Annotated in this window: 19 protein-coding genes; 5 read left to right on the top strand and 14 right to left on the bottom strand. The window is 53.2% G+C overall.

What is annotated here, in order from left to right:
* The first annotated feature begins 172 nt into the window (after positions 1-172).
* Positions 173-652: a type 3 dihydrofolate reductase gene (gene folA, locus FTE26_RS12330; RefSeq protein ID WP_000624375.1), complete on the top strand. Its 480-nt coding sequence runs from the start codon at positions 173-175 to the stop codon at positions 650-652.
* A gap of 62 nt (positions 653-714) precedes the next feature.
* Positions 715-852, top strand: a complete 138-nt coding sequence (locus tag FTE26_RS12325; RefSeq protein ID WP_009453545.1) for a type II toxin-antitoxin system CcdA family antitoxin — start codon at positions 715-717, stop codon at positions 850-852.
* Positions 853-950: 98 nt separating this feature from the next.
* On the opposite strand, the gene FTE26_RS12320 is transcribed toward FTE26_RS12325, so the two are convergent.
* Genes FTE26_RS12320 through lptD form a run of 8 tightly spaced genes read right to left on the bottom strand, consistent with a single transcriptional unit; the run spans position 951 to position 8,813 of the window.
* On the bottom strand, positions 951-1,418 hold the full coding sequence (locus tag FTE26_RS12320) for a hypothetical protein (RefSeq protein WP_001248982.1): 468 nt from the start codon (positions 1,416-1,418) through the stop codon (positions 951-953).
* A 35-nt stretch (positions 1,419-1,453) separates the two neighbouring features.
* Positions 1,454-2,053 (bottom strand): DUF4291 domain-containing protein, encoded by a 600-nt coding sequence (locus FTE26_RS12315; RefSeq protein ID WP_000796358.1) that lies wholly within the window; start codon positions 2,051-2,053, stop codon positions 1,454-1,456.
* Between the two features lie 24 nt (positions 2,054-2,077).
* Positions 2,078-2,926, bottom strand: a complete 849-nt coding sequence (gene apaH / locus FTE26_RS12310) for a bis(5'-nucleosyl)-tetraphosphatase (symmetrical) ApaH (RefSeq protein ID WP_000257187.1) — start codon at positions 2,924-2,926, stop codon at positions 2,078-2,080.
* Positions 2,927-2,932: 6 nt separating this feature from the next.
* Positions 2,933-3,310: a Co2+/Mg2+ efflux protein ApaG gene (gene apaG / locus FTE26_RS12305; RefSeq protein WP_000610901.1), complete on the bottom strand. Its 378-nt coding sequence runs from the start codon at positions 3,308-3,310 to the stop codon at positions 2,933-2,935.
* 2 nt (positions 3,311-3,312) lie between these two features.
* On the bottom strand, positions 3,313-4,134 hold the full coding sequence (gene rsmA / locus FTE26_RS12300; protein WP_001065381.1) for a 16S rRNA (adenine(1518)-N(6)/adenine(1519)-N(6))-dimethyltransferase RsmA: 822 nt from the start codon (positions 4,132-4,134) through the stop codon (positions 3,313-3,315).
* A complete protein-coding gene (gene pdxA / locus FTE26_RS12295) occupies positions 4,131-5,120 on the bottom strand; it encodes a 4-hydroxythreonine-4-phosphate dehydrogenase PdxA (protein ID WP_000241259.1) in 990 nt (329 codons plus the stop codon). Before pdxA ends, rsmA begins: the two co-directional genes overlap by 4 nt.
* On the bottom strand, positions 5,120-6,406 hold the full coding sequence (gene surA, locus FTE26_RS12290) for a peptidylprolyl isomerase SurA (RefSeq protein ID WP_000800457.1): 1,287 nt from the start codon (positions 6,404-6,406) through the stop codon (positions 5,120-5,122). The genes pdxA and surA overlap by 1 nt, the downstream gene beginning before the upstream one ends.
* Before the next feature lie 52 nt (positions 6,407-6,458).
* Positions 6,459-8,813 (bottom strand): LPS assembly protein LptD, encoded by a 2,355-nt coding sequence (gene lptD / locus FTE26_RS12285; RefSeq protein WP_000746151.1) that lies wholly within the window; start codon positions 8,811-8,813, stop codon positions 6,459-6,461.
* A 254-nt stretch (positions 8,814-9,067) separates the two neighbouring features.
* Between lptD and djlA the strand changes: the two genes are divergently transcribed.
* Positions 9,068-9,883: a co-chaperone DjlA gene (gene djlA / locus FTE26_RS12280; protein ID WP_001200573.1), complete on the top strand. Its 816-nt coding sequence runs from the start codon at positions 9,068-9,070 to the stop codon at positions 9,881-9,883.
* Positions 9,884-9,999: 116 nt separating this feature from the next.
* On the opposite strand, the gene rluA is transcribed toward djlA, so the two are convergent.
* The 6 genes from rluA to araB form a co-directional block, all read right to left on the bottom strand.
* Positions 10,000-10,659 carry a bifunctional tRNA pseudouridine(32) synthase/23S rRNA pseudouridine(746) synthase RluA gene (gene rluA / locus FTE26_RS12275; RefSeq protein WP_000525176.1) on the bottom strand — a complete coding sequence of 220 codons (660 nt, stop codon included), beginning with the start codon at positions 10,657-10,659 and terminating at the stop codon, positions 10,000-10,002.
* An 11-nt stretch (positions 10,660-10,670) separates the two neighbouring features.
* Complete coding sequence (gene rapA / locus FTE26_RS12270) at positions 10,671-13,577, bottom strand: RNA polymerase-associated protein RapA (RefSeq protein WP_001117011.1); 2,907 nt, start codon at positions 13,575-13,577, stop codon at positions 10,671-10,673.
* A gap of 164 nt (positions 13,578-13,741) precedes the next feature.
* Entirely contained in the window at positions 13,742-16,093 is a 2,352-nt protein-coding gene (gene polB / locus FTE26_RS12265; protein ID WP_000035675.1) for a DNA polymerase II, read from the bottom strand.
* Between the two features lie 74 nt (positions 16,094-16,167).
* Positions 16,168-16,863, bottom strand: coding sequence for an L-ribulose-5-phosphate 4-epimerase (gene araD / locus FTE26_RS12260; protein ID WP_000888666.1), 696 nt, complete (start codon positions 16,861-16,863; stop codon positions 16,168-16,170).
* Between the two features lie 199 nt (positions 16,864-17,062).
* The gene (gene araA / locus FTE26_RS12255; protein WP_000151748.1) at positions 17,063-18,565 is read right to left on the bottom strand and encodes an L-arabinose isomerase; all 1,503 of its coding nucleotides are present in this window, start codon (positions 18,563-18,565) and stop codon (positions 17,063-17,065) included.
* Between the two features lie 10 nt (positions 18,566-18,575).
* The gene (gene araB, locus FTE26_RS12250) at positions 18,576-20,276 is read right to left on the bottom strand and encodes a ribulokinase (RefSeq protein ID WP_000951856.1); all 1,701 of its coding nucleotides are present in this window, start codon (positions 20,274-20,276) and stop codon (positions 18,576-18,578) included.
* Between the two features lie 338 nt (positions 20,277-20,614).
* Between araB and araC the strand changes: the two genes are divergently transcribed.
* Together araC and FTE26_RS12240 are read left to right on the top strand one after the other, a co-directional pair.
* Positions 20,615-21,493, top strand: a complete 879-nt coding sequence (gene araC, locus FTE26_RS12245; protein ID WP_001300811.1) for an arabinose operon transcriptional regulator AraC — start codon at positions 20,615-20,617, stop codon at positions 21,491-21,493.
* Between the two features lie 85 nt (positions 21,494-21,578).
* Positions 21,579-22,343 (top strand): DedA family protein, encoded by a 765-nt coding sequence (locus tag FTE26_RS12240; RefSeq protein ID WP_001148390.1) that lies wholly within the window; start codon positions 21,579-21,581, stop codon positions 22,341-22,343.
* Positions 22,344-22,386: the final 43 nt, after the last annotated feature.

The raw sequence follows: 22,386 nt of genomic DNA, 5'->3' as shown, positions 1-22,386 counted from the left end.
ACTTTACAGCTAACTGTTTGTTTTTGTTTCATTGTAATGTGGCGAGTCCAGTGGGAGAGCGTGGACTCGCCAGCAGAACGTAAAATTTTACTCAACATCATCCTTGCGCCAGTCGACGACGGTTTATGCTTTACGTATAGTGGCGACAATTTTTTATATCCAGGATAAATCAATGATTAGTCTGATTGCGGCGTTAGCGGTAGATCGTGTTATCGGCATGGAAAACGCCATGCCGTGGAACCTGCCTGCCGATCTCGCCTGGTTTAAACGCAACACCTTAAATAAACCCGTGATTATGGGCCGCCATACCTGGGAATCCATCGGTCGTCCGTTGCCAGGACGCAAAAATATTATCCTCAGCAGTCAACCGGGTACGGACGATCGCGTAACGTGGGTGAAATCGGTGGATGAAGCCATCGCGGCGTGTGGTGACGTACCAGAAATCATGGTGATTGGCGGCGGTCGCGTTTATGAGCAGTTCCTGCCAAAAGCGCAGAAACTGTATCTGACGCATATCGACGCAGAAGTGGAAGGCGACACCCATTTCCCGGATTACGAGCCGGATGACTGGGAATCGGTATTCAGCGAATTCCACGATGCTGATGCGCAGAACTCTCACAGCTATTGCTTTGAGATTCTGGAGCGGCGGTAATTTTTTGCCAGGACTACAAATTGAACGATAAGACGTTTGATTTTACCAGTGAGCGCGATTTTGTGAGTCGCGCTCATTGCGTAGGTCTAAACCTTCAAGCCACTCTACAGTGGAATGAAGTAAACGAGGATGCCATCTCGGCATTAAATGAATTTGCAGAAGAAACTGGATGTTTCTCTGATGAGTACCGGAAGTTTTAAGTTTTTAAACTCTGCTATTTCTGTACAGAAGTCAGAATGTTGAGTATCTGCTAAATACTTTCTTTTTGGTCTATCGTCTGGCGATATATTTTGGATTGTTACACATCACATCGTAGCTGAATAACATCAGCAAAGTGTTTTTTGAATAATCGAATCCAGGTTTGGTCATCAAAAACATCACCGATGATGTCAGGAATTTCAATTATTCGAAGATCGTCAGGACTAGAAAGTAGCAGTTCAAGCAATTCCTTAGTGGGTAACTTCTGGGCGTAGGGAATAGTTTCTGGCGGATAAAGCTGTTTAAGTTGTTGCCAAATATCAATGAGTTGGGTCGTTTTACTTTCTGTTATCCATACATCTTCAGCCATCTTGGTTATGTTCATTATTGACTGCTGAGAGACAGAACAGAAGAAGCCGTAGTCGACAGCAACGCTGATGCAATCACATAGAAAAGCGATTCGCCTGCGATGCCAGGTCCGCTGCTCAGCAAACGGGGGGTCATCTGCTTCGTCAATCATTTCCAGAATAATTTCTCTGGTATTAAGCCCGGTGTTGATTTGTCGCACTTAGATATTTTCCGCTTAATAGGTGCGTATTTGTCTCAGGAATTTTTCATTCCCAAAGCCTTTCTCGCTGCTGCACTAACTGGGTAAATTTTTTCTGGCGGCAGGAAGGATTTCGCCTGTGTTGTTTTGCCGTTTATCAAAAGGTTATGACACTTTCGCACCAGCGGCGTCAGATCATCAATAGCAACAATCGCGTCTTCGTTAAATTGACTGATCAAGTTACGAGAAATACCAAGCTGTAATGATCGGTGCTCCAGTTTTTTACCATTTATGCTGCGTTCTGGGTCCCACTGAACATACACATTTGCTTGTGCAAATAACGTTTCCCAAATTCCTGCATGTGGATACACATGGGCTTCCGGCGTGGTTAGCACCGCTTGTTCCAGCAATGTATCAAAGAAGGTGCGTTTGATTCGGATTGCGAGAATGTGTTGTTGATCTTTTTTCAGTCCCCAGTTGCTACGCTCCATCATCCACATAAAAGAGGGTTTAATCCAGGTCATGCGGTTGAATGAAAAAGGTGCGCCAAATCGCCCGTCACGTACGGCGACGTCAGCGATTGCATCATTGTAAGCCTGATAAATCGTGATGGTGTGCTGATTGTAATCAGCACGTATTTCAAAATAGTCAGCCATTATTCCTCCCTGAATGGTAATTCGTTAAGACGCGACCGCCTCTCCCTCACCCAAATCCTTATGCCGGTTCGACGGCTGGACAAAATACTGCTTATCTTCCCAGCGCAGGCAGGTTAATGACCCACCCCAGCAGCAGCCGGTATCCAGCGCGTAAATACCTTCCGGCGTACCTTTGCCTTCCAGCGATGCCCAGTGACCAAAGGCGATGCTGTATTCTTCAGCGACAGGGCCAGGAATCGCAAACCACGGTTTCAGTGGGGCAGGGGCTTCTTCCGGCGATTCTTTGCTGTACATATCCAGTTGACCGTTTGGAAAGCAAAAACGCATACGGGTAAAGGCGTTGGTGATAAAACGCAGTCTTCCCAGCCCCCGCAATTCCGGTGACCAGTTATTTGGCATATCGCCGTACATAGCGTCGAGAAAGAAGGGATAGGAGTCACTCGATAGCACCGCTTCTACATCGCGCGCGCACTCTTTGGCGGTCTGTAGATCCCACTGCGGCGTGATCCCTGCGTGGGCCATCACCAACTTTTTCTCTTCGTCGATTTGCAGCAAAGGCTGGCGACGCAGCCAGTTAAGCAGCTCGTCGGCATCCGGCGCTTCCAGCAGCGGTGTCAGGCGATCTTTCGGTTTATTGCGGCTGATCCCGGCAAATACCGCCAGCAGATGCAGATCGTGATTGCCCAGCACCAGACGTACGCTGTCGCCTAAGGATTTCACATAGCGCAGAACATCCAGCGAACCCGGCCCGCGCGCGACCAGATCGCCCGTCAGCCAGAGGGTATCTTTCCCAGGGGTAAATTCTACTTTATGCAGCAATGCGATCAGTTCATCGTAACAACCATGAACGTCGCCAATAAGGTATGTCGCCATATTCTTTTAATGAATGAGTGTGGGAACGGCGAGTCGGAATACGGGAATGTCGATGCTGAAAGGGACGCCATTTTCATCGATCATTTCGTAGTGACCCTGCATGGTGCCCAGCGGGGTTTCAATGATTGCACCGCTGGTGTACTGGTACTCTTCGCCAGGCGCGATAAGTGGCTGGACGCCAACCACTCCTTCGCCCTGGACTTCGGTTTCACGGCCATTGCCATTGGTGATCAGCCAGTAACGCCCCAACAACTGCACTGGCGCTCGCCCCAGATTGCGTATGGTTACGGTATAAGCAAAAACGTAACGTTCATTATCAGGTGAAGATTGTGCCTCAATGTAGACGCTTTGAACCTGAATACACACTCGGGGCGAATTGATCATCGTTAACTCTCCTGCAAAGGCGCGTTCTCCGCCAGATAGTTCGCCATCTGGCAATATTGCGCGACAGAGATATTTTCCGCTCGCATCGCCGGGTCGATCCCCATTCCCGTTAACACCTCGACGCTAAACAGGTTGCCGAGGCTGTTACGAATGGTTTTACGACGCTGGTTAAAGGCTTCGGTGGTGATGCGGCTCAACACACGAACATCTTTAACCGGGTGAGGCATCGTTGCATGAGGAACCAGGCGCACGACGGCGGAATCCACTTTGGGTGGTGGTGTAAAGGCTGACGGCGGAACTTCCAGTACCGGGATCACGTTGCAATAGTATTGCGCCATGACGCTTAATCGACCATACGCTTTGCTGTTCGGTCCTGCAACTAGACGATTCACCACCTCTTTTTGCAACATAAAGTGCATGTCGGCAATGGCATCAGTATAGCTAAACAGATGGAACATCAACGGCGTGGAGATGTTATAAGGCAGGTTGCCGAAAACACGCAGCGGCTGACCCATTTTCTCGGCCAGTTCGCCAAAGTTAAAGGTCATCGCATCCTGCTGATAAATCGTCAGTTTCGGGCCTAAGAATGGATGCGTTTGCAGACGTGCCGCCAGATCGCGGTCAAGTTCGATGACCGTCAGCTGGTCCAGACGTTCGCCGACCGGCTCGGTCAATGCCGCCAGACCGGGGCCGATTTCGACCATTGCCTGGCCCTTTTGCGGGTTAATGGCAGAAACAATGCTGTCGATCACGAACTGATCGTTGAGAAAGTTTTGCCCGAAGCGTTTACGGGCTAAGTGGCCCTGGTGGACTCGATTATTCATTGGGTGTTAACAATCATTTTGATGGCGAGATTAAGCGCCGTAATAAAACTGCCGACATCGGCTTCGCCACGTCCCGCCAGTTCAAGCGCGGTGCCGTGGTCCACTGATGTGCGAATAAAGGGCAGGCCCAGCGTAATGTTCACACCGCGCCCGAAGCCCTGGTATTTTAGCACGGGAAGACCCTGATCGTGGTACATCGCCAGCACGGCGTCGGCGTTATCGAGATATTTCGGCTGAAACAGGGTATCGGCAGGCAGCGGCCCGTTGAGTTTCATCCCCTGCGCCCGCAGCTCGTCGAGCACCGGAATAATGGTGTCTATCTCTTCCGTACCCATATGACCGCCTTCGCCCGCGTGCGGATTCAGCCCGCAGACCAGAATGCGCGGTTCGGCAATACCAAATTTTGTACGCAAATCGTGATGCAAAATAGCAATCACTTCGTGCAAAAGTGCAGGGGTGATAGCATCTGCGATATCGCGCAGCGGTAAATGCGTCGTTGCCAGCGCCACGCGAAGTTCTTCGGTCGCCAGCATCATCACCACTTTTTTCGCCTGCGAACGCTCTTCGAAAAACTCGGTATGACCGGTAAACGGAATGCCTGCGTCGTTAATGACGCCTTTATGCACGGGGCCTGTGATCAGCGCAGCAAATTCACCGTTCAGACAGCCATCACACGCTCGCGCCAGCGTCTCCACCACGTAATGTCCATTTTCAATCGCTAACTGCCCCGCAGTGACAGATTCACGTAGCGCGACAGGAAGTAGCGTTAATGTGCCCGTAGTTTGCGGTTGTGCAGGGGAGTTGGGGGAATAAGGGCGGAGGGTGAGCGGCAAACCGAGCATCGCTGCCCGGTCGGTAAGGAGAGTGGCATCGGCACAAACAACCAGTTCGACCGGCCACTCACGCTGTGCAAGCTGGACAACTAAGTCCGGGCCAATCCCGGCGGGCTCGCCGGGAGTGATCACAACACGTTGGGTTTTAACCATTAGTTGCTCAGGATTTTAACGTAGGCGCTGGCACGTTGTTCCTGCATCCAGCTTGCTGCTTCTTCCGAGAACTTACGGTTCATCAGCATGCGGTATGCACGATCTTTCTGCGCAGCGTCGGTTTTATCGACATTACGGGTATCCAGCAGTTCGATTAAATGCCAGCCGAATGAAGAGTGAACCGGTGCACTCATTTGACCTTTGTTCAGGCGAGTCAGGGCGTCACGGAAGGCCGGATCGAAAATATCTGGTGTAGCCCAGCCGAGATCACCGCCCTGGTTAGCAGAGCCTGGATCCTGAGAGAACTCTTTCGCTGCGGCAGCAAAAGTCGTTTTACCACTCTTGATATCAGCAGCAATCTGTTCCAGTTTCACACGGGCCTGTTCGTCAGTCATGATCGGCGACGGTTTCAGCAGAATATGGCGAGCATGAACTTCGGTCACCGAGATATTTTTGCTTTCGCCGCGCAGGTCGTTAACTTTCAGAATATGGAAGCCAACGCCGGAACGAATCGGGCCAACAATGTCGCCTTTCTTCGCGGTGCTTAATGCCTGGGCGAAGATCCCGGGTAACTCCTGAATACGGCCCCAGCCCATCTGGCCGCCGTTCAGCGCCTGCTGGTCGGCAGAATGAGCAATCGCCAGCTTACCGAAATCAGCGCCGTTACGCGCCTGATCGACAATGGCGCGCGCCTGGCTTTCCGCTTCGTTCACCTGATCAGAGGTCGGGTTTTCCGGCAGCGGGATCAGGATGTGGCTCAGGTTCAGCTCAGTGCTGGCGTCGTTTTGGTTACCCACCTGCTGCGCCAGGGATTCGACTTCCTGCGGCAGGATGGTGATGCGACGACGCACCTCGTTGTTACGCACTTCAGAGATAATCATCTCTTTGCGGATCTGGTTACGATAGGTGTTGTAGTTCAGTCCATCGTAAGCCAGACGGCTGCGCATCTGATCCAGCGTCATGTTGTTCTGTTTCGCGATGTTAGCAATCGCCTGATCCAGCTGCTCATCGGAGATTTTCACTCCCATTTTCTGCCCCATCTGCAGGATGATTTGATCCATGATCAAACGTTCCATGATTTGGTGGCGTAGCGTCGCGTCATCAGGAAGTTGCTGCCTTGCCTGAGCAGCGTTCAGTTTTACCGACTGCATTAATCCATCAACGTCGCTTTCCAGCACGACGCCGTTATTGACGACGGCTGCGACTTTATCGACTACCTGGGGGGCAGCGAAACTGGTATTCGCGATCATGGCGATACCGAGAAGCAGCGTTTTCCAGTTCTTCATACTTTTTCCATTTCAATTAACCGCACTGCGGATTACGTGGTAAATCAACAAATCACAAAGTGTTTTGATACGGCAGAATGTTCGAACGCAGCATCTCTTGCGTACCCAGACCGTAGTTGGAGCTCAGGCCGCGAAGTTCGATGTTAAAGCCGATTGCGTTGTCATATACCGCATGTTGTTTATCGTTATCCCAACCGTTCAGCTTCCGCTCGTAACCGACGCGAATTGCATAGCAGCAGGAGCTGTATTGCACACCTAACATAGAGTCGGCTTGCTTGTTCGCATTGGTGTCGTAGTAGTAGGCCCCAACAATGGACCAACGATCGGCAATTGGCCAGCTGGCGACAGCACCTACCTGCGAAATACCATTCTTATATTGCTCAGCAGTGGAATAGTACTTAGGCAGCGTAGCCTGAATATATTCCGGGCTGGCGTAACGGTAATTCAGCTGTACCAGACGGTCTTCATCCCGACGGTATTCAATGCTGGAGTTACTGGTCGCTACGTTATCCAGACGTGTATCGTACTGAATCCCGCCACGCAATCCCCAACGCTCGGAGATACGCCAGTAAGTATCGCCTGCCCACACCAGTGAACCCGTTTTGTCGTCATTCTCCCATGTTATGTTGTCATCGCCAGTGCGAGACTCCGTGAAATAGTAGATTTGACCAACGGAAATATTAAAACGTTCAACGGCAGCATCATCATATATGCGAGATGTGACACCGGTCGTCACCTGGTTAGCGGAGGCAATACGGTCAAGACCGCCGTAAGTCCGGTCCCGGAACAGGCCAGAGTAGTCAGATTGCAGCAGAGACGAGTCGTAGTTATAGATGTCGCTCTGATCGCGATACGGCACGTACAAATACTGCGCGCGCGGTTCCAGCGTTTGGGTATAACCCGGAGCCAGCATTTCCATATCGCGTTCAAAGACCATTTTGCCGTCAACTTTGAATTGCGGCATTACGCGGTTAACGGATTCGTCCAGCTTGGTCGTGTTTCTGGAGTTATACCAGTCAAGATTGGTTTGCTGATAATGGGTTGCCAGCAACTTCGCTTCGGTATTGATGCTGCCCCAGTTATTAGAGAGCGGCAAATTGATGGTCGGTTCCAGGTGAACACGGGTTGCTTCAGGCATGTCGTCTCTGGTGTTAACAAAGTGCACTGCCTGGCCGTAAATACGCGTATCAAACGGACCAACATCATTCTGGTAGTAATTAACGTCTAACTGCGGCTCTGCCGAGTAGCTACTGGTGTTCTGTTCGCTGAAAACCTGGAACTGCTTGGTTGAAACGGTGGCATTGAAGTTTTGCACCGCATAGCCAACGCTGAATTTTTGCGTTGCGTAGCCGTCAGTACTGGAACCGTACTTGTTATCGAAATCATTGAAGTAGCTAGGATCGCTGACCTTGGTGTAGTCGACGTTGAAACGCCACACCTGATCCATGACCCCGGAGTGGTTCCAGTAGAATAACCAACGACGTGAACTGTCATCGTTCGGGTGTTCATCTTCATAGACTTTATCTGAAGGCAGATAGTCCAGTTCCATCAAGCCAGCGCCCGCTTGGGAGAGGTAGCGGAATTCGTTCTCCCACATGATGTTGCCACGACGATGCATATAATGCGGCGTGATGGTGGCATCCATATTTGGCGCGATGTTCCAGTAATATGGCAGGTAGAACTCAAAGTAGTTGGTGGTGGTGTACTTGGCGTTCGGGATCAAGAAACCAGAGCGACGTTTGTCACCCACCGGCAACTGCAAATAGGGGCTATAAAAGATCGGTACCGGACCCACCTTAAAGCGGGCGTTCCAGATCTCCGCAACTTGTTCTTCGCGGTCATGAATAATTTCGCTACCTACCACGCTCCAGGTGTCAGAACCCGGCAGACAGGAGGTAAAGCTACCGTTATCCAGAATGGTATAGCGGTTTTCGCCACGTTGTTTCATCAGGTCCGCTTTACCGCGACCCTGGCGACCCACCATCTGGTAATCACCTTCCCAGACGTTGGTATCTTTGGTGTTCAGATTCGCCCAGCCTTTCGGCCCTTTGAGGATCACCTGGTTATCGTCGTAATGGACATTACCGAGCGCATCAACGGTACGTACCGGCTCCGGTTGTCCTGGTGCCTCTTTTTGATGGAGCTGCACTTCGTCGGCCTGCAGACGGCTGTTACCCTGCATGATATCCACGCTGCCAGTAAACACGGCGTCATCCGGGTAGTCCCCTTTCGCGTGGTCAGCATTGATAGTCACGGGTAAGTCATTGGTATCGCCCTGTACCAGAGGACGGTCATAGCTTGGCACGCCCAACATGCACTGTGAGGCGAGGTCGGCTGCCAGTCCCTGTTGACTATAAAGGGCGGTGGCAATCATGGTGGCCAGGAGAGTGGGGATACGTTTTTTCATACGTTGATTTTATTGTTCCATCATCGGTAACGTTGCGCGTGACAAACGGTCAGAGACTAACGTACTCGTCATCTCTACGCTAGTGTTAATCCTGTCCGAATAGCGTCAGTGGTGTTAGGCACGGCATTGAATGACAGGTATGATAATGCAAATTATAGGCGATGTCCCACAATTGACCGCAGCCGGAAAACGGTAAAAGCACCTTTATATTGTGGGAGATAGCCCTGATATCCGTGTGTCGATTTGGGGAATATATGCAGTATTGGGGAAAAATCATTGGCGTGGCCGTGGCCTTACTGATGGGCGGCGGCTTTTGGGGCGTAGTGTTAGGCCTGTTAATTGGCCATATGTTTGATAAAGCCCGTAGCCGTAAAATGGCGTGGTTCGCCAACCAGCGTGAGCGTCAGGCGCTGTTTTTTGCCACCACTTTTGAAGTGATGGGGCATTTAACCAAATCCAAAGGTCGCGTCACGGAGGCTGATATTCATATCGCCAGCCAGTTGATGGACCGAATGAATCTTCATGGCGCTTCCCGTACTGCGGCGCAAAATGCGTTCCGGGTGGGAAAATCAGACAATTACCCGCTGCGCGAAAAGATGCGCCAGTTTCGCAGTGTCTGCTTTGGTCGTTTTGACTTAATTCGTATGTTTCTGGAGATCCAGATTCAGGCGGCGTTTGCTGATGGTTCACTGCACCCGAATGAACGGGCGGTGCTGTATGTTATTGCTGAAGAATTAGGGATCTCCCGCGCCCAGTTTGACCAGTTTTTGCGCATGATGCAGGGCGGTGCACAGTTTGGCGGCGGTTATCAGCAGCAATCTGGCGGTGGTAACTGGCAGCAAGCGCAGCGTGGCCCGACGCTGGAAGATGCCTGTAATGTGCTGGGCGTGAAGCCGACGGATGATGCGACCACCATCAAACGTGCCTACCGTAAGCTGATGAGTGAACACCATCCCGATAAGCTGGTGGCGAAAGGTTTGCCGCCTGAGATGATGGAGATGGCGAAGCAGAAAGCGCAGGAAATTCAGCAGGCATATGAGCTGATAAAGCAGCAGAAAGGGTTTAAATAAGTTTTAAACTGTAGGCCTGATAAGACGCGGCCCGCGTCGCATCAGGCAATCGGCGCACAATTGCCGGATGCGGCGTGAACGCCTTATCCGCCTACCGAACTGCGCCAGCGTGACGATTAAAAATCCGCTGGCGCTTTAAACGTCATACTATTGCCATACGCCGGATGGGTAATCGTCAACATCTCTGCATGTAGCAACAAACGCGGTGCCATCGCTCTCGCTTCTGGTGATGCATAAAAACGATCGCCGAGAATCGGATGCCCCAGCGCCAGCATATGCACACGCAATTGATGCGAACGCCCGGTAATCGGTTTTAACACCACTCTTGCCGTGTTATCCGCCGCATACTCCACCACTTCATATTCCGTCTGCGCAGGTTTACCCGTTTCGTAACAGACTTTCTGTTTCGGGCGGTTTGGCCAGTCGCAAATCAGCGGCAGATCCACCAGACCTTCTGCGGGGGATGGATGCCCCCAGACGCGGGCCACATACTGCTTTTTCGGCTCGCGCTCGCGGAACTGGCGTTTTAACTCCCGCTCCGCGGCTTTGGTCAGCGCCACTACAATCACGCCGCTGGTAGCCATATCCAGACGATGCACCGATTCTGCCTGCGGATAATCACGCTGAATGCGCGTCATCACGCTGTCTTTGTGCTCTTCCAGACGACCCGGCACCGACAACAAACCGCTCGGCTTGTTGACCACCATAATATGGTCATCCTGATACAGGATAACCAACCAGGGTTCCTGCGGTGGATTGTAGTTTTCCATCCCCATTTTCGGCTCCGTTACTGATGCGTTACAACGATCAAACGCAGGGCATCCAGACGCCAACCTGCCTGATCCAGGCTTTCCATTACCTGCTGACGGTTGCTCTCAATGGCGGTCAGTTCGTCGTCACGAATGTTCGGGTTCACTGCGCGCAGCGCTTCCAGACGAGACAGCTCGGCAGACAGTTTTTCGTCGGCTTCGTTACGTGCGGCATCAATCAATGCACGGGCAGATTTCTCGATCTGCGCTTCACCCAGCTGAAGGATAGCGTGAACATCCTGCTGCACGGCGTTAACCAGTTTGCTGCCGGTGTGACGGTTAACCGCGTTAAGCTGGCGGTTAAAGGTTTCAAACTCCACCTGGGCCGCCAGGTTGTTGCCGTTTTTATCCAGCAGCATACGTACCGGCGTCGGTGGCAGGAAGCGGTTGAGCTGCAACTGCTTCGGCGCCTGGGCTTCGACCACGTAAATCAGTTCCACCAACAGCGTACCTACCGGCAACGCTTTGTTTTTTAACAGTGAAATCGTGCTGCTACCGGTATCGCCAGAAAGGATCAGATCCAGACCGTTGCGGATCAGCGGATGTTCCCAGGTAATAAACTGAGCATCTTCACGCGCCAGCGCCACTTCACGATCAAAGGTGATGGTGATGCCATCTTCCGACAGGCCAGGGAAGTCCGGCACCAGCATATGATCGGACGGCGTCAGCACGATCATGTTGTCGCCGCGATCGTCCTGATTGATACCGATAATATCGAACAGGTTCATGGCGAAGGCGATCAGGTTGGTATCGTCATCCTGCTCTTCAATGCTTTCTGCCAGTGCCTGGGCTTTTTCGCCACCGTTGGAGTGGATTTCCAGCAGGCGATCACGCCCCTGTTCCAGTTGTGCTTTCAGCGCTTCATGTTGCTCGCGGCAGTTTTTGATCAGATCGTCAAAGCCTTCGGTTTGATCCGGTGAAGCCAGATAGTTAATCAGATCGTTGTAGACGCTATCGTAAATAGTGCGTCCGGTCGGGCAGGTGTGCTCGAATGCATCCAGACCTTCGTGATACCAGCGCACCAGCACCGACTGAGCAGTTTTTTCCAGATAAGGCACATGGATCTGAATATCGTGCGCCTGACCGATACGATCCAGACGACCAATACGCTGCTCCAGCAGATCCGGGTTGAATGGCAGGTCAAACATTACCATGTGGCTGGCGAACTGGAAGTTACGTCCTTCAGAACCGATTTCTGAGCACAGCAGTACCTGTGCGCCGGTGTCTTCTTCGGCAAACCAGGCGGCAGCGCGGTCACGTTCGATAATCGACATACCTTCGTGGAACACCGCAGCGCGAATACCTTCACGTTCGCGCAGTACCTGCTCCAGTTGCAGCGCAGTGGCAGCTTTGGCGCAGATCACCAGCACTTTCTGAGAGCGATGGCTGGTCAGGTAGCCCATCAGCCACTCAACGCGCGGATCGAAGTTCCACCAGGTGGCGTTATCACCTTCAAATTCCTGATAAATACGCTCCGGGTAGAGCATATCGCGAGCACGATCTTCCGCACTTTTACGTGCGCCCATAATGCCGGAGACTTTAATAGCCGTCTGATACTGCGTCGGTAGCGGCAGCTTAATGGTGTGCAGCTCGCGTTTCGGGAATCCTTTCACACCGTTACGGGTGTTACGGAACAGCACGCGGCTGGTGCCGTGGCGATCCATCAGCATCGAAACCAGTTCCTGACGGGCGCTCTGGGCATCTTCGCTGTCGCTGTTTGCTGCTTGCAACAGCGGCTCGATATCCTGCTCGCCGATCATCTCGCCAAGCATGTTCAGTTCGTCATTGCTCAGTTTGTTACCTGCCAGCAGCATGGCAACGGCGTCCGCAACCGGACGATAATTTTTCTGCTCTTCAACGAACTGCGCAAAATCGTGGAAACGGTTCGGGTCCAGCAGACGCAGACGGGCGAAGTGGCTTTCCATCCCCAGCTGTTCCGGGGTCGCGGTCAGCAGCAGAACGCCCGGCACGTGCTCTGCCAGTTGTTCAATGGCCTGATATTCACGGCTTGGCGCATCTTCGCTCCACACCAGGTGATGCGCTTCATCGACCACCAGCAGGTCCCATTCGGCTTCACAGAGATGTTCCAGGCGCTGTTTGCTACGACGGGCAAAATCCAGCGAGCAAATCACCAGCTGTTCGGTGTCAAACGGGTTGTAAGCATCGTGCTGAGCTTCGGCATAACGCTCATCATCAAATAGCGCAAAGCGCAGGTTGAAACGGCGCAGCATTTCTACCAGCCACTGATGCTGTAAGGTTTCCGGGACGATAATTAGCACACGTTCAGCAGCGCCAGAGAGCAGTTGCTGATGCAGGATCATCCCGGCTTCAATGGTTTTCCCTAAACCCACTTCGTCAGCCAGCAGGACGCGCGGCGCGTGGCGGCGACCAACATCATGAGCGATGTTGAGCTGATGCGGAATCAGGCTGGTACGCTGACCGCGCAGGCCGCTGTACGGCATACGGAACTGTTCGCTGGAATACTTACGCGCGCGATAACGCAGCGCAAAGCGGTCCATACGGTCAATCTGCCCGGCAAACAGACGGTCCTGCGGTTTGCTGAACACCAGTTTGCTATCAAGGAAAACTTCACGCAGGGCTACGCCGGACTCTTCAGTATCCAGGCGAGTACCGATATAGGTCAGCAAGCCATTTTCTTCTTTTACTTCTTCGACTTGCATCTGCCAGCCGTCATGGCTGGTAATAGTATCACCAGGGTTGAACATCACGCGGGTCACGGGGGAATCACTGCGTGCGTACAGACGGTTTTCACCAGTAGATGGGAAAAGTAAAGTGACAGTTCGCGCATCCACCGCGACAACGGTTCCAAGTCCCAATTCGCTTTCTGTATCGCTGATCCAGCGTTGACCAAGTGTAAAAGGCATATGTGTTCGGCTCTATATCTTTAATTGCAGGCAATAACCACCCGCTACCGTGCTTATGAGGTAGTGGTGTTATTCAGGTCCAGGAATGGAAAGGGCGCTATGGTACTGGATGGCAAAGCATTCGTCACGCATCAAAATGGTATCTGGCGAACTCTTTTTTTTGCTCAAAATAGCCCAAGTTGCCCGGTCATAAGTGTAGCAAAATTATCCTCAATAAAAGGGAGTATTCCCTCCGCCACGGGTTGTAGCTGGCGGGTCAGATAGTGTTCGTAATCCAGTGGTGAACGTTGGTAGTCCAGCGGCTCCGGGCCGTTGGTGGTCCATACGTACTTAATGGTGCCGCGATTCTGATATTGCAAGGGGCGACCGCGCTTTTGGTTTTCTTCATCGGCAAGGCGAGCGGCGCGTACATGAGGCGGCACATTACGCTGATACTCGCTCAGCGGACGGCGAAGGCGTTTACGGTAAACCAGTCGCGCATCCAGTTCACCCGCCATCAGTTTGTCGATGGTTTGGCGGACGTACTCCTGATATGGCTCGTTGCGGAAGATACGCAGGTACAGCTCCTGCTGAAACTGCTGGGCCAGCGGCGTCCAGTCGGTGCGCACGGTTTCCAGTCCTTTAAACACCATCCGCTGCTTGTCGCCCTCCTGAATCAGCCCGGCGTAGCGCTTTTTACTGCCGGTATCAGCTCCGCGAATGGTTGGCATAAGAAAACGGCAGAAATGAGTTTCATACTCCAGTTCTAATGCGCTGGTCAGCCGTTGTTTTTGCAGCGTTTCCGCCCACCAGGCGTTAACGTGCTGCACCAGTGCACGACCGATTTTCGCCGCCTCTTCTTCCGAATGTGCACCTTTTAGCCAGACAAAAGTCGAGTCGGTATCTCCGTAGATAACGTCGTAGCCCTGCGTTTCAATCAATGCTTTGGTTTGCCGCATGATCTGATGACCACGCATGGTGATCGACGATGCCAGGCGCGGATCGAAGAAGCGGCAGGCGGTGGTGCCGAGCACGCCATAAAAGGCATTCATAATGATCTTCAGCGCCTGCGAAAGCGGCTTATTACCCTGACGTTTGGCTTCATCGCGCCCGTGCCAGATGTTAGTCACAATCTCCGGCAGGCAATGTTTCTCCCGTGAGAACCAGGCATCGAGAAAACCTTCGGTACTGTGCTCTGGATCAGGTTGCGCCATGCCTTCAACCAGCCCGACGGGATCAATCAGAAAGGTGCGGATGATCGACGGGTACAGGCTTTTATAGTCCAGCACCAGCACTGAATCATAAAGCCCTGGCCGTGAATCCATCACGTAGCCGCCAGGGCTGGCGTGCGGTGGCACTTCGCCGAGATTAGGCGCGACATAACCAGCGCGATGCATTCGCGGAAAATAGAGATGACCAAACGCTGCCACCGAACCGCCGTGCCGATCCACCGGCAGGCCGTTCACCGTTGCTCGTTCGAGTAAAAATGGCATGATTTCAGTTTTGTGGAAGATCTGCGTCACCAGCTCGCAATCTTTCAGGTTATAAGTTGCCAGCGCAGGTTTATCTTCGGCGAAACGGCGGTCAATTTCGTCCATTCGATCCCACGGGTTATCGATAGATTTTCCTTCGCCTAATAGCTCCTGAGCGACAGTTTCCAGCGAGAATGAAGAGAAATTCCAGAACGCGGATTTCAGCGCCTCGATACCGTCGATAATTAGCCGACCTTTAGCCTGGGCAAAAAAGACGCCGTTTTTAAAGCCGTGCTCGCGCCACTCCAGCTCGCTATTATCGCGCCCAAGACGCAGCGGAAGACGGTAACGCTCGGCATGTTTTTGCAGCATTCGCAGATCGAACTGCACCACGTTCCAACCGATGATCACATCAGGATCGTAGTTGGCAAACCAGGCGTTGAGTTTTTCCAGCAACTGCGGGCGGCTGGCGACGTATTCCAGTTCGAAATCAAGCGAGGAGGCGTCGCCATTCTCCGGCCCCAGCATATAAACGATGCGCTGCCCGCAGCCTTCCAGGCCGATGCAGTACAGCTCACCGTGGCGGGTGGTTTCAATATCTATAGAAACCCACTTGAGCGGCGGACGATAGTCGGGATGCGGTTTCAGACGGGCATTAACGATAGTGCCATTGTGCATATCACCCTCGACCCACACCGGTGAGGTGATAAACCGCTCCATCAGATAGCGTTCTGGCGGGCGCACATCGGCCTCGTAGACGGTAACGCCACCTTCACGCAGGCGCTTTTCGTAATTCATCAATTGGCGATGGGCGCGACAGTAAAGGCCATACACCGGCTGGCGGTGAAAATCCTTTAACGCCAGCGGTGTCAGGCGAAAGCCTTGTTCACCCTGCAAAATATGCTGAGCGCGGGGAACCTGATCGGCGGGAATAAACGCCACGGACTCTTGCGGTGCAAGCGTAACCTGCAACGGCCCGTTGTCCGTCGCCAGCCAGAAGGAGACTTCTGTCCCTTGCGGGGTGTCCCGCCAGTGTCGGGTTAAGATAAAACCTGCCTGCGCCACGCTGAAAATCCATCAAAAAACCAGGCTTGAGTATAGCCTGGTTTCGTTTGATTGGCTGTGGTTTTATACAGTCATTACTGCCCGTAATATGCCTTCGCGCCATGCTTACGCAGATAGTGTTTATCCAGCAGCGTTTGCTGCATATCCGGTAACTGCGGCGCTAACTGACGGCAGAATATCCCCATATAAGCGACCTCTTCCAGCACGATGGCGTTATGCACCGCATCTTCGGCATTTTTGCCCCATGCAAACGGGCCGTGGGAATGGACCAGAACGCCGGGCATTTGCGCTGCATCGATACCCTGTTTTTCAAAGGTTTCTACGATGACGTTACCGGTTTCCCACTCATATTCGCCGTTGATTTCTGCGTCGGTCATTTTGCGGGTGCAGGGAATGGTGCCGTAGAAATAGTCGGCGTGGGTGGTGCCGGTTGCTGGAATCGACTGACCCGCCTGCGCCCAGATGGTGGCGTGGCGCGAGTGCGTATGCACAATGCCGCCAATGGAGGGGAATGCCTGATAGAGCAGCCGGTGAGTTGGCGTGTCGGAGGAGGGCTTTTTCGTACCTTCAACCACTTCACCGGTTTCGATGCTAACCACGACCATATCGTCAGCGGTCATGACGCTGTAATCGACGCCGGAAGGTTTGATCACAAAGACGCCGCGCTCGCGATCAACGGCGCTGACGTTGCCCCATGTGAGCGTGACCAGGTTGTGTTTTGGCAGCGCCAGGTTGGCTTCTAATACCTGGCGTTTGAGATCTTCTAACATGTTGACTCCTTCGTGCCGGATGCGCTTTGCTTATCCGGCCTACAAAATCGCAGCGTGTAGGCCTGATAAGACGCGCCAGCGTCGCATCAGGCGTTGAATGCCGGATGCGCTTTGCTTATCCGGCCTACAAAATCGCAGCGTGTAGGCCAGATAAGACGCGTCAGCGTCGCATCAGGCGTTACATACCGGATGCGGCTACTTAGCGACGAAACCCGTAATACACTTCGTTCCAGCGCAGCGCGTCTTTAAACGCTGGCAGGCGTGTGTCGTTATCAATCACCGTGATTTCAATGTCGTGCATCTCGGCGAATTGGCGCATATCGTTGAGGTTCAGTGCATGGCTGAAGACGGTATGGTGCGCGCCACCAGCGAGGATCCACGCTTCGGAAGCAGTTGGCAGATCCGGTTGCGCTTTCCACAGCGCATTCGCCACCGGCAGTTTCGGCAGGGAGTGCGGTGTTTTCACCGTGTCGATGCAGTTAACCAGTAGACGGTAACGATCGCCGAGATCAATCAAGCTGGCGACAATCGCTGGGCCGGTTTGGGTATTGAAGATCAGGCGGGCAGGATCGTCCTTACCACCAATACCGAGATGCTGAACGTCGAGGATCGGTTTCTCTTCTGCGGCGATCGACGGGCAGACTTCCAGCATATGGGAGCCGAGCACCAGGTCATTACCTTTCTCGAAGTGATAGGTGTAGTCCTCCATAAAGGAGGTGCCGCCCTGCAGACCGGTTGACATCACCTTCATGATGCGAAGCAGGGCGGCAGTTTTCCAGTCGCCTTCGCCCGCAAAGCCGTAACCCTGCTGCATCAGACGCTGTACGGCCAGACCAGGAAGCTGTTTCAGACCGTGCAAATCTTCAAAGGTGGTGGTGAACGCGTGGAAGCCACCTTGTTCCAGGAAACGCTTCATCCCCAGCTCAATACGCGCCGCTTCCAGCACGTTCTGTCGTTTTTTGCCGTGGATTTGTGTGGCAGGCGTCATGGTGTAGCAGCTTTCGTACTCATCGACCAGCGCGTTAACATCGCCGTCGCTGATGGAGTTCACCACCTGCACCAGATCGCCAACCGCCCAGGTATTGACGGAGAAACCGAACTTGATCTGTGCGGCAACTTTATCGCCATCGGTGACCGCCACTTCACGCATGTTATCGCCAAATCGGCAGACTTTCAGATGACGGGTATCCTGTTTAGAGACCGCCTGACGCATCCAGGAGCCGATACGCTCATGGGCTTGTTTATCCTGCCAGTGACCGGTAACCACGGCATGTTGCTGACGCATACGCGCGCCAATGAAGCCGAACTCGCGACCGCCATGTGCAGTCTGGTTCAGGTTCATAAAGTCCATATCGATACTGTCCCACGGCAGCGCCGCGTTGAACTGGGTGTGGAATTGCAGCAACGGTTTGTTGAGCATGGTCAGGCCGTTGATCCACATTTTGGCCGGGGAGAAGGTGTGCAGCCACACCACCAGACCAGCGCAACGATCGTCGTAATTCGCGTCGCGGCAAATAGCGGTGATTTCATCCGGCGTGGTGCCCAGCGGTTTCAACACCAGTTTGCAGGGCAGTTTCGCTTCCGTATTCAGCGCATTAACGACGTGCTCGGCATGTTGGGTGACCTGACGCAGGGTTTCCGGGCCATACAGATGCTGGCTGCCAATGACAAACCACACTTCATAATTATCAAAAATCGTCATTATCGTGTCCTTATAGAGTCGCAACGGCCTGGGCAGCCTGTGCCGGGGCGGAAGTTGGAAGATAGTGTTGTTCGGCGCTCATCGCCCATTGCTGATAGCGGCGATAAAGCTGTTCAAAGCGTTGTGCCTGCTCGCTGCACGGTTGCAGGGTTTTCTCTACCGCACTGGCCATTTTTTGCTGAGCTGATGGGATGTCTGCGTGCACTTTCGCGGCGACGGCAGCAAAAATCGCCGCACCGAGCGCACAGCACTGGTCAGAGGCAACAATTTGCAGCGGGCGATTCAGCACGTCGCAGCAGGCCTGCATAATGACCTGGTTTTTCCGCGCGATGCCGCCCAGTGCCATCACGTTATTAACGGCGATCCCCTGATCGGTAAAGCACTCCATGATTGCGCGTGCGCCAAAGGCGGTGGCAGCAATCAAACCGCCGAACAGCAGCGGAGCGTCGGTAGCGAGGTTAAGATCGGTAATCACCCCTTTCAGGCGTTGGTTAGCGTTCGGTGTGCGGCGGCCGTTAAACCAGTCGAGCACCACCGGCAGGTGATCCAGAGACGGATTTTTGGCCCATGCTTCGGTCAGCGCCGGAAGCAGTTGTTTCTGGCTGGCGTTGATTTGCGTTTTCAGTTCCGGATGCTGGGCGGCAAGCTGTTCCAGCGGCCAGCCGAGTACGCGACCAAACCAGGCGTAGATATCACCAAACGCCGATTGGCCTGCTTCCAGACCGATAAATCCAGGCACCACGCTGCCATCAACCTGACCGCAAATACCTTTAACTGCCCGCTCGCCAACGCTCTGTTTGTCGGCAATCAGAATGTCGCAGGTGGAAGTACCGATAACTTTTACCAGTGCGTTAGGCTGTGCGCCTGCGCCAACTGCGCCCATATGGCAGTCAAACGCGCCGCCGGAAATCACCACGCTTTCAGGCAGGCCGAGACGCTGCGCCCATTCCGGGCATAAGGTGCCCACCGGAATATCGGCAGTCCAAGTGTCAGTGAACAGCGGGGAAGGCAAATGGCGATTGAGGATCGGGTCCAGCTCATCAAAGAAACTGGCTGGCGGCAGGCCGCCCCAGCTTTCGTGCCACAGAGATTTATGCCCGGCGCTGCAACGTCCGCGACGAATATCCTGCGGGCGGGTGGTACCGGAAAGCAGAGCTGGCACCCAGTCGCACAGCTCAATCCACGATGCGGCAGATTGCGCCACGGCGCTGTCCTGGCGAGTCACATGCAGGATTTTTGCCCAGAACCATTCGCTGGAATAAATACCACCAATGTAGCGGGAGTAGTCAACGTTGCCCGGCGCGTGGCACAAACGGGTAATCTCTTCCGCTTCTTCAACCGCAGTGTGGTCTTTCCACAATACGAACATCGCGTTCGGGTTTTCGGCAAACTCCGGGCGCAGCGCCAGCACGTTTCCGTCGGCATCAATCGGTGCGGGCGTCGAGCCGGTACTGTCAACGCCAATCCCGACCACAGCTGCGCGCTGTTCGACGCTAAGCTCTGCAAGCACGGTTTTCAGTGCCGCTTCCATTGACTCAATGTAGTCACGCGGATGATGACGGAACTGGTTATTCGGGGCATCACAAAATTGCCCTTTCTGCCAACGGGGATACCACTCTACGCTGGTGGCGATCTCTTCACCGGTAGCGCAGTCCACCGCCAAAGCTCGCACAGAATCACTGCCAAAATCGAGGCCAATTGCAATCGCCATCGTTTCACTCCATCCAAAAAAACGGGTATGGAGAAACAGTAGAGAGTTGCGATAAAAAGCGTCAGGTAGGATCCGCTAATCTTATGGATAAAAATGCTATGGCATAGCAAAGTGTGACGCCGTGCAAATAATCAATGTGGACTTTTCTGCCGTGATTATAGACACTTTTGTTACGCGTTTTTGTCATGGCTTTGGTCCCGCTTTGTTACAGAATGCTTTTAATAAGCGGGGTTACCGGTTGGGTTAGCGAGAAGAGCCAGTAAAAGACGCAGTGACGGCAATGTCTGATGCAATATGGACAATTGGTTTCTTCTCTGAATGGTGGGAGTATGAAAAGTATGGCTGAAGCGCAAAATGATCCCCTGCTGCCGGGATACTCGTTTAACGCCCATCTGGTGGCGGGTTTAACGCCGATTGAGGCCAACGGTTATCTCGATTTTTTTATCGACCGACCGCTGGGAATGAAAGGTTATATTCTCAATCTCACCATTCGCGGTCAGGGGGTGGTGAAAAATCAGGGACGAGAATTTGTCTGCCGACCGGGTGATATTTTGCTGTTCCCGCCAGGAGAGATTCATCACTACGGTCGTCATCCGGAGGCTCGCGAATGGTATCACCAGTGGGTTTACTTTCGTCCGCGCGCCTACTGGCATGAATGGCTTAACTGGCCGTCAATATTTGCCAATACGGGTTTCTTTCGCCCGGATGAAGCGCACCAGCCGCATTTCAGCGACCTGTTTGGGCAAATCATTAACGCCGGGCAAGGGGAAGGGCGCTATTCGGAGCTGCTGGCGATAAATCTGCTTGAGCAATTGTTACTGCGGCGCATGGAAGCGATTAACGAGTCGCTCCATCCACCGATGGATAATCGGGTACGCGAGGCTTGTCAGTACATCAGCGATCACCTGGCAGACAGCAATTTTGATATCGCCAGCGTCGCACAGCATGTTTGCTTGTCGCCGTCGCGTCTGTCACATCTTTTCCGCCAGCAGTTAGGGATTAGCGTCTTAAGCTGGCGCGAGGACCAACGCATTAGTCAGGCGAAGCTGCTTTTGAGCACTACCCGGATGCCTATCGCCACCGTCGGTCGCAATGTTGGTTTTGACGATCAACTCTATTTCTCGCGAGTATTTAAAAAATGCACCGGGGCCAGCCCGAGCGAGTTTCGTGCCGGTTGTGAAGAAAAAGTGAATGATGTAGCCGTCAAGTTGTCATAATTGGTAACGAATCAGACAATTGACGGCTTGACGGAGTAGCATAGGGTTTGCAGAATCCCTGCTTCGTCCATTTGACAGGCACATTATGCAAGCATTGCTGGAACACTTTATTACCCAATCCACCGTGTATTCATTGATGGCGGTGGTGTTGGTGGCCTTTCTGGAGTCGCTGGCGCTGGTCGGTTTGATTCTACCCGGTACGGTGCTGATGGCGGGGCTGGGAGCGCTGATTGGCAGCGGCGAGTTAAGTTTCTGGCACGCCTGGCTGGCAGGGATTATTGGCTGCTTGATGGGCGACTGGATTTCTTTCTGGCTGGGTTGGCGTTTTAAAAAGCCGTTGCATCGCTGGTCATTTCTGAAGAAAAACAAAGCACTACTTGATAAAACTGAACATGCGTTGCATCAACACAGCATGTTCACCATTCTGGTCGGTCGTTTTGTTGGCCCGACGCGTCCGCTGGTGCCAATGGTGGCGGGAATGCTGGATCTGCCGGTGGCTAAATTTATTACGCCGAATATTATCGGCTGCCTGCTGTGGCCGCCGTTTTACTTCCTGCCAGGGATTCTGGCGGGCGCGGCGATCGATATTCCTGCCGGAATGCAGAGCGGTGAGTTTAAATGGTTGCTGCTGGCAACAGCGGTGTTTTTGTGGGTTGGTGGCTGGCTGTGCTGGCGGTTATGGCGCAGCGGTAAAGCGACTGACCGTTTGAGTCATTATTTGTCCCGCGGTCGTTTGTTGTGGCTGACGCCGTTGATTTCTGCCATCGGCGTGGTGGCGCTGGTGGTGTTAATTCGCCACCCGTTGATGCCGGTGTATATCGATATTTTGCGTAAAGTGGTTGGGGTTTAGGAGATAGTCTTGTGCGGGTTGCCTGATGCGACGCTTGCCGCGT

It is taken from the genome of Escherichia sp. S10b, from assembly GCF_028421345.1.
GTDB lineage: Bacteria > Pseudomonadota > Gammaproteobacteria > Enterobacterales > Enterobacteriaceae > ECMA0423.
Note: the sequence above shows the minus strand (reverse complement) of the source record. Positions and strands in the feature narration are given on the sequence as shown.

What these genes read in the sequence shown, in the direction of transcription:
- folA (WP_000624375.1), top strand. Translation starts at nt 173, where the DNA reads ATGATTAGTCTGATTGCGGCGTTAGCGGTAGATCGTGTTATCGGCATG.
- FTE26_RS12315 (WP_000796358.1), bottom strand. Translation starts at nt 2,053, where the DNA reads ATGGCTGACTATTTTGAAATACGTGCTGATTACAATCAGCACACCATC.
- apaH (WP_000257187.1), bottom strand. Translation starts at nt 2,926, where the DNA reads ATGGCGACATACCTTATTGGCGACGTTCATGGTTGTTACGATGAACTG.
- apaG (WP_000610901.1), bottom strand. Translation starts at nt 3,310, where the DNA reads ATGATCAATTCGCCCCGAGTGTGTATTCAGGTTCAAAGCGTCTACATT.
- rsmA (WP_001065381.1), bottom strand. Translation starts at nt 4,134, where the DNA reads ATGAATAATCGAGTCCACCAGGGCCACTTAGCCCGTAAACGCTTCGGG.
- pdxA (WP_000241259.1), bottom strand. Translation starts at nt 5,120, where the DNA reads ATGGTTAAAACCCAACGTGTTGTGATCACTCCCGGCGAGCCCGCCGGG.
- surA (WP_000800457.1), bottom strand. Translation starts at nt 6,406, where the DNA reads ATGAAGAACTGGAAAACGCTGCTTCTCGGTATCGCCATGATCGCGAAT.
- lptD (WP_000746151.1), bottom strand. Translation starts at nt 8,813, where the DNA reads ATGAAAAAACGTATCCCCACTCTCCTGGCCACCATGATTGCCACCGCC.
- djlA (WP_001200573.1), top strand. Translation starts at nt 9,068, where the DNA reads ATGCAGTATTGGGGAAAAATCATTGGCGTGGCCGTGGCCTTACTGATG.
- rluA (WP_000525176.1), bottom strand. Translation starts at nt 10,659, where the DNA reads ATGGGGATGGAAAACTACAATCCACCGCAGGAACCCTGGTTGGTTATC.
- rapA (WP_001117011.1), bottom strand. Translation starts at nt 13,577, where the DNA reads ATGCCTTTTACACTTGGTCAACGCTGGATCAGCGATACAGAAAGCGAA.
- araD (WP_000888666.1), bottom strand. Translation starts at nt 16,863, where the DNA reads ATGTTAGAAGATCTCAAACGCCAGGTATTAGAAGCCAACCTGGCGCTG.
- araA (WP_000151748.1), bottom strand. Translation starts at nt 18,565, where the DNA reads ATGACGATTTTTGATAATTATGAAGTGTGGTTTGTCATTGGCAGCCAG.
- araB (WP_000951856.1), bottom strand. Translation starts at nt 20,276, where the DNA reads ATGGCGATTGCAATTGGCCTCGATTTTGGCAGTGATTCTGTGCGAGCT.
- araC (WP_001300811.1), top strand. Translation starts at nt 20,615, where the DNA reads ATGGCTGAAGCGCAAAATGATCCCCTGCTGCCGGGATACTCGTTTAAC.
- FTE26_RS12240 (WP_001148390.1), top strand. Translation starts at nt 21,579, where the DNA reads ATGCAAGCATTGCTGGAACACTTTATTACCCAATCCACCGTGTATTCA.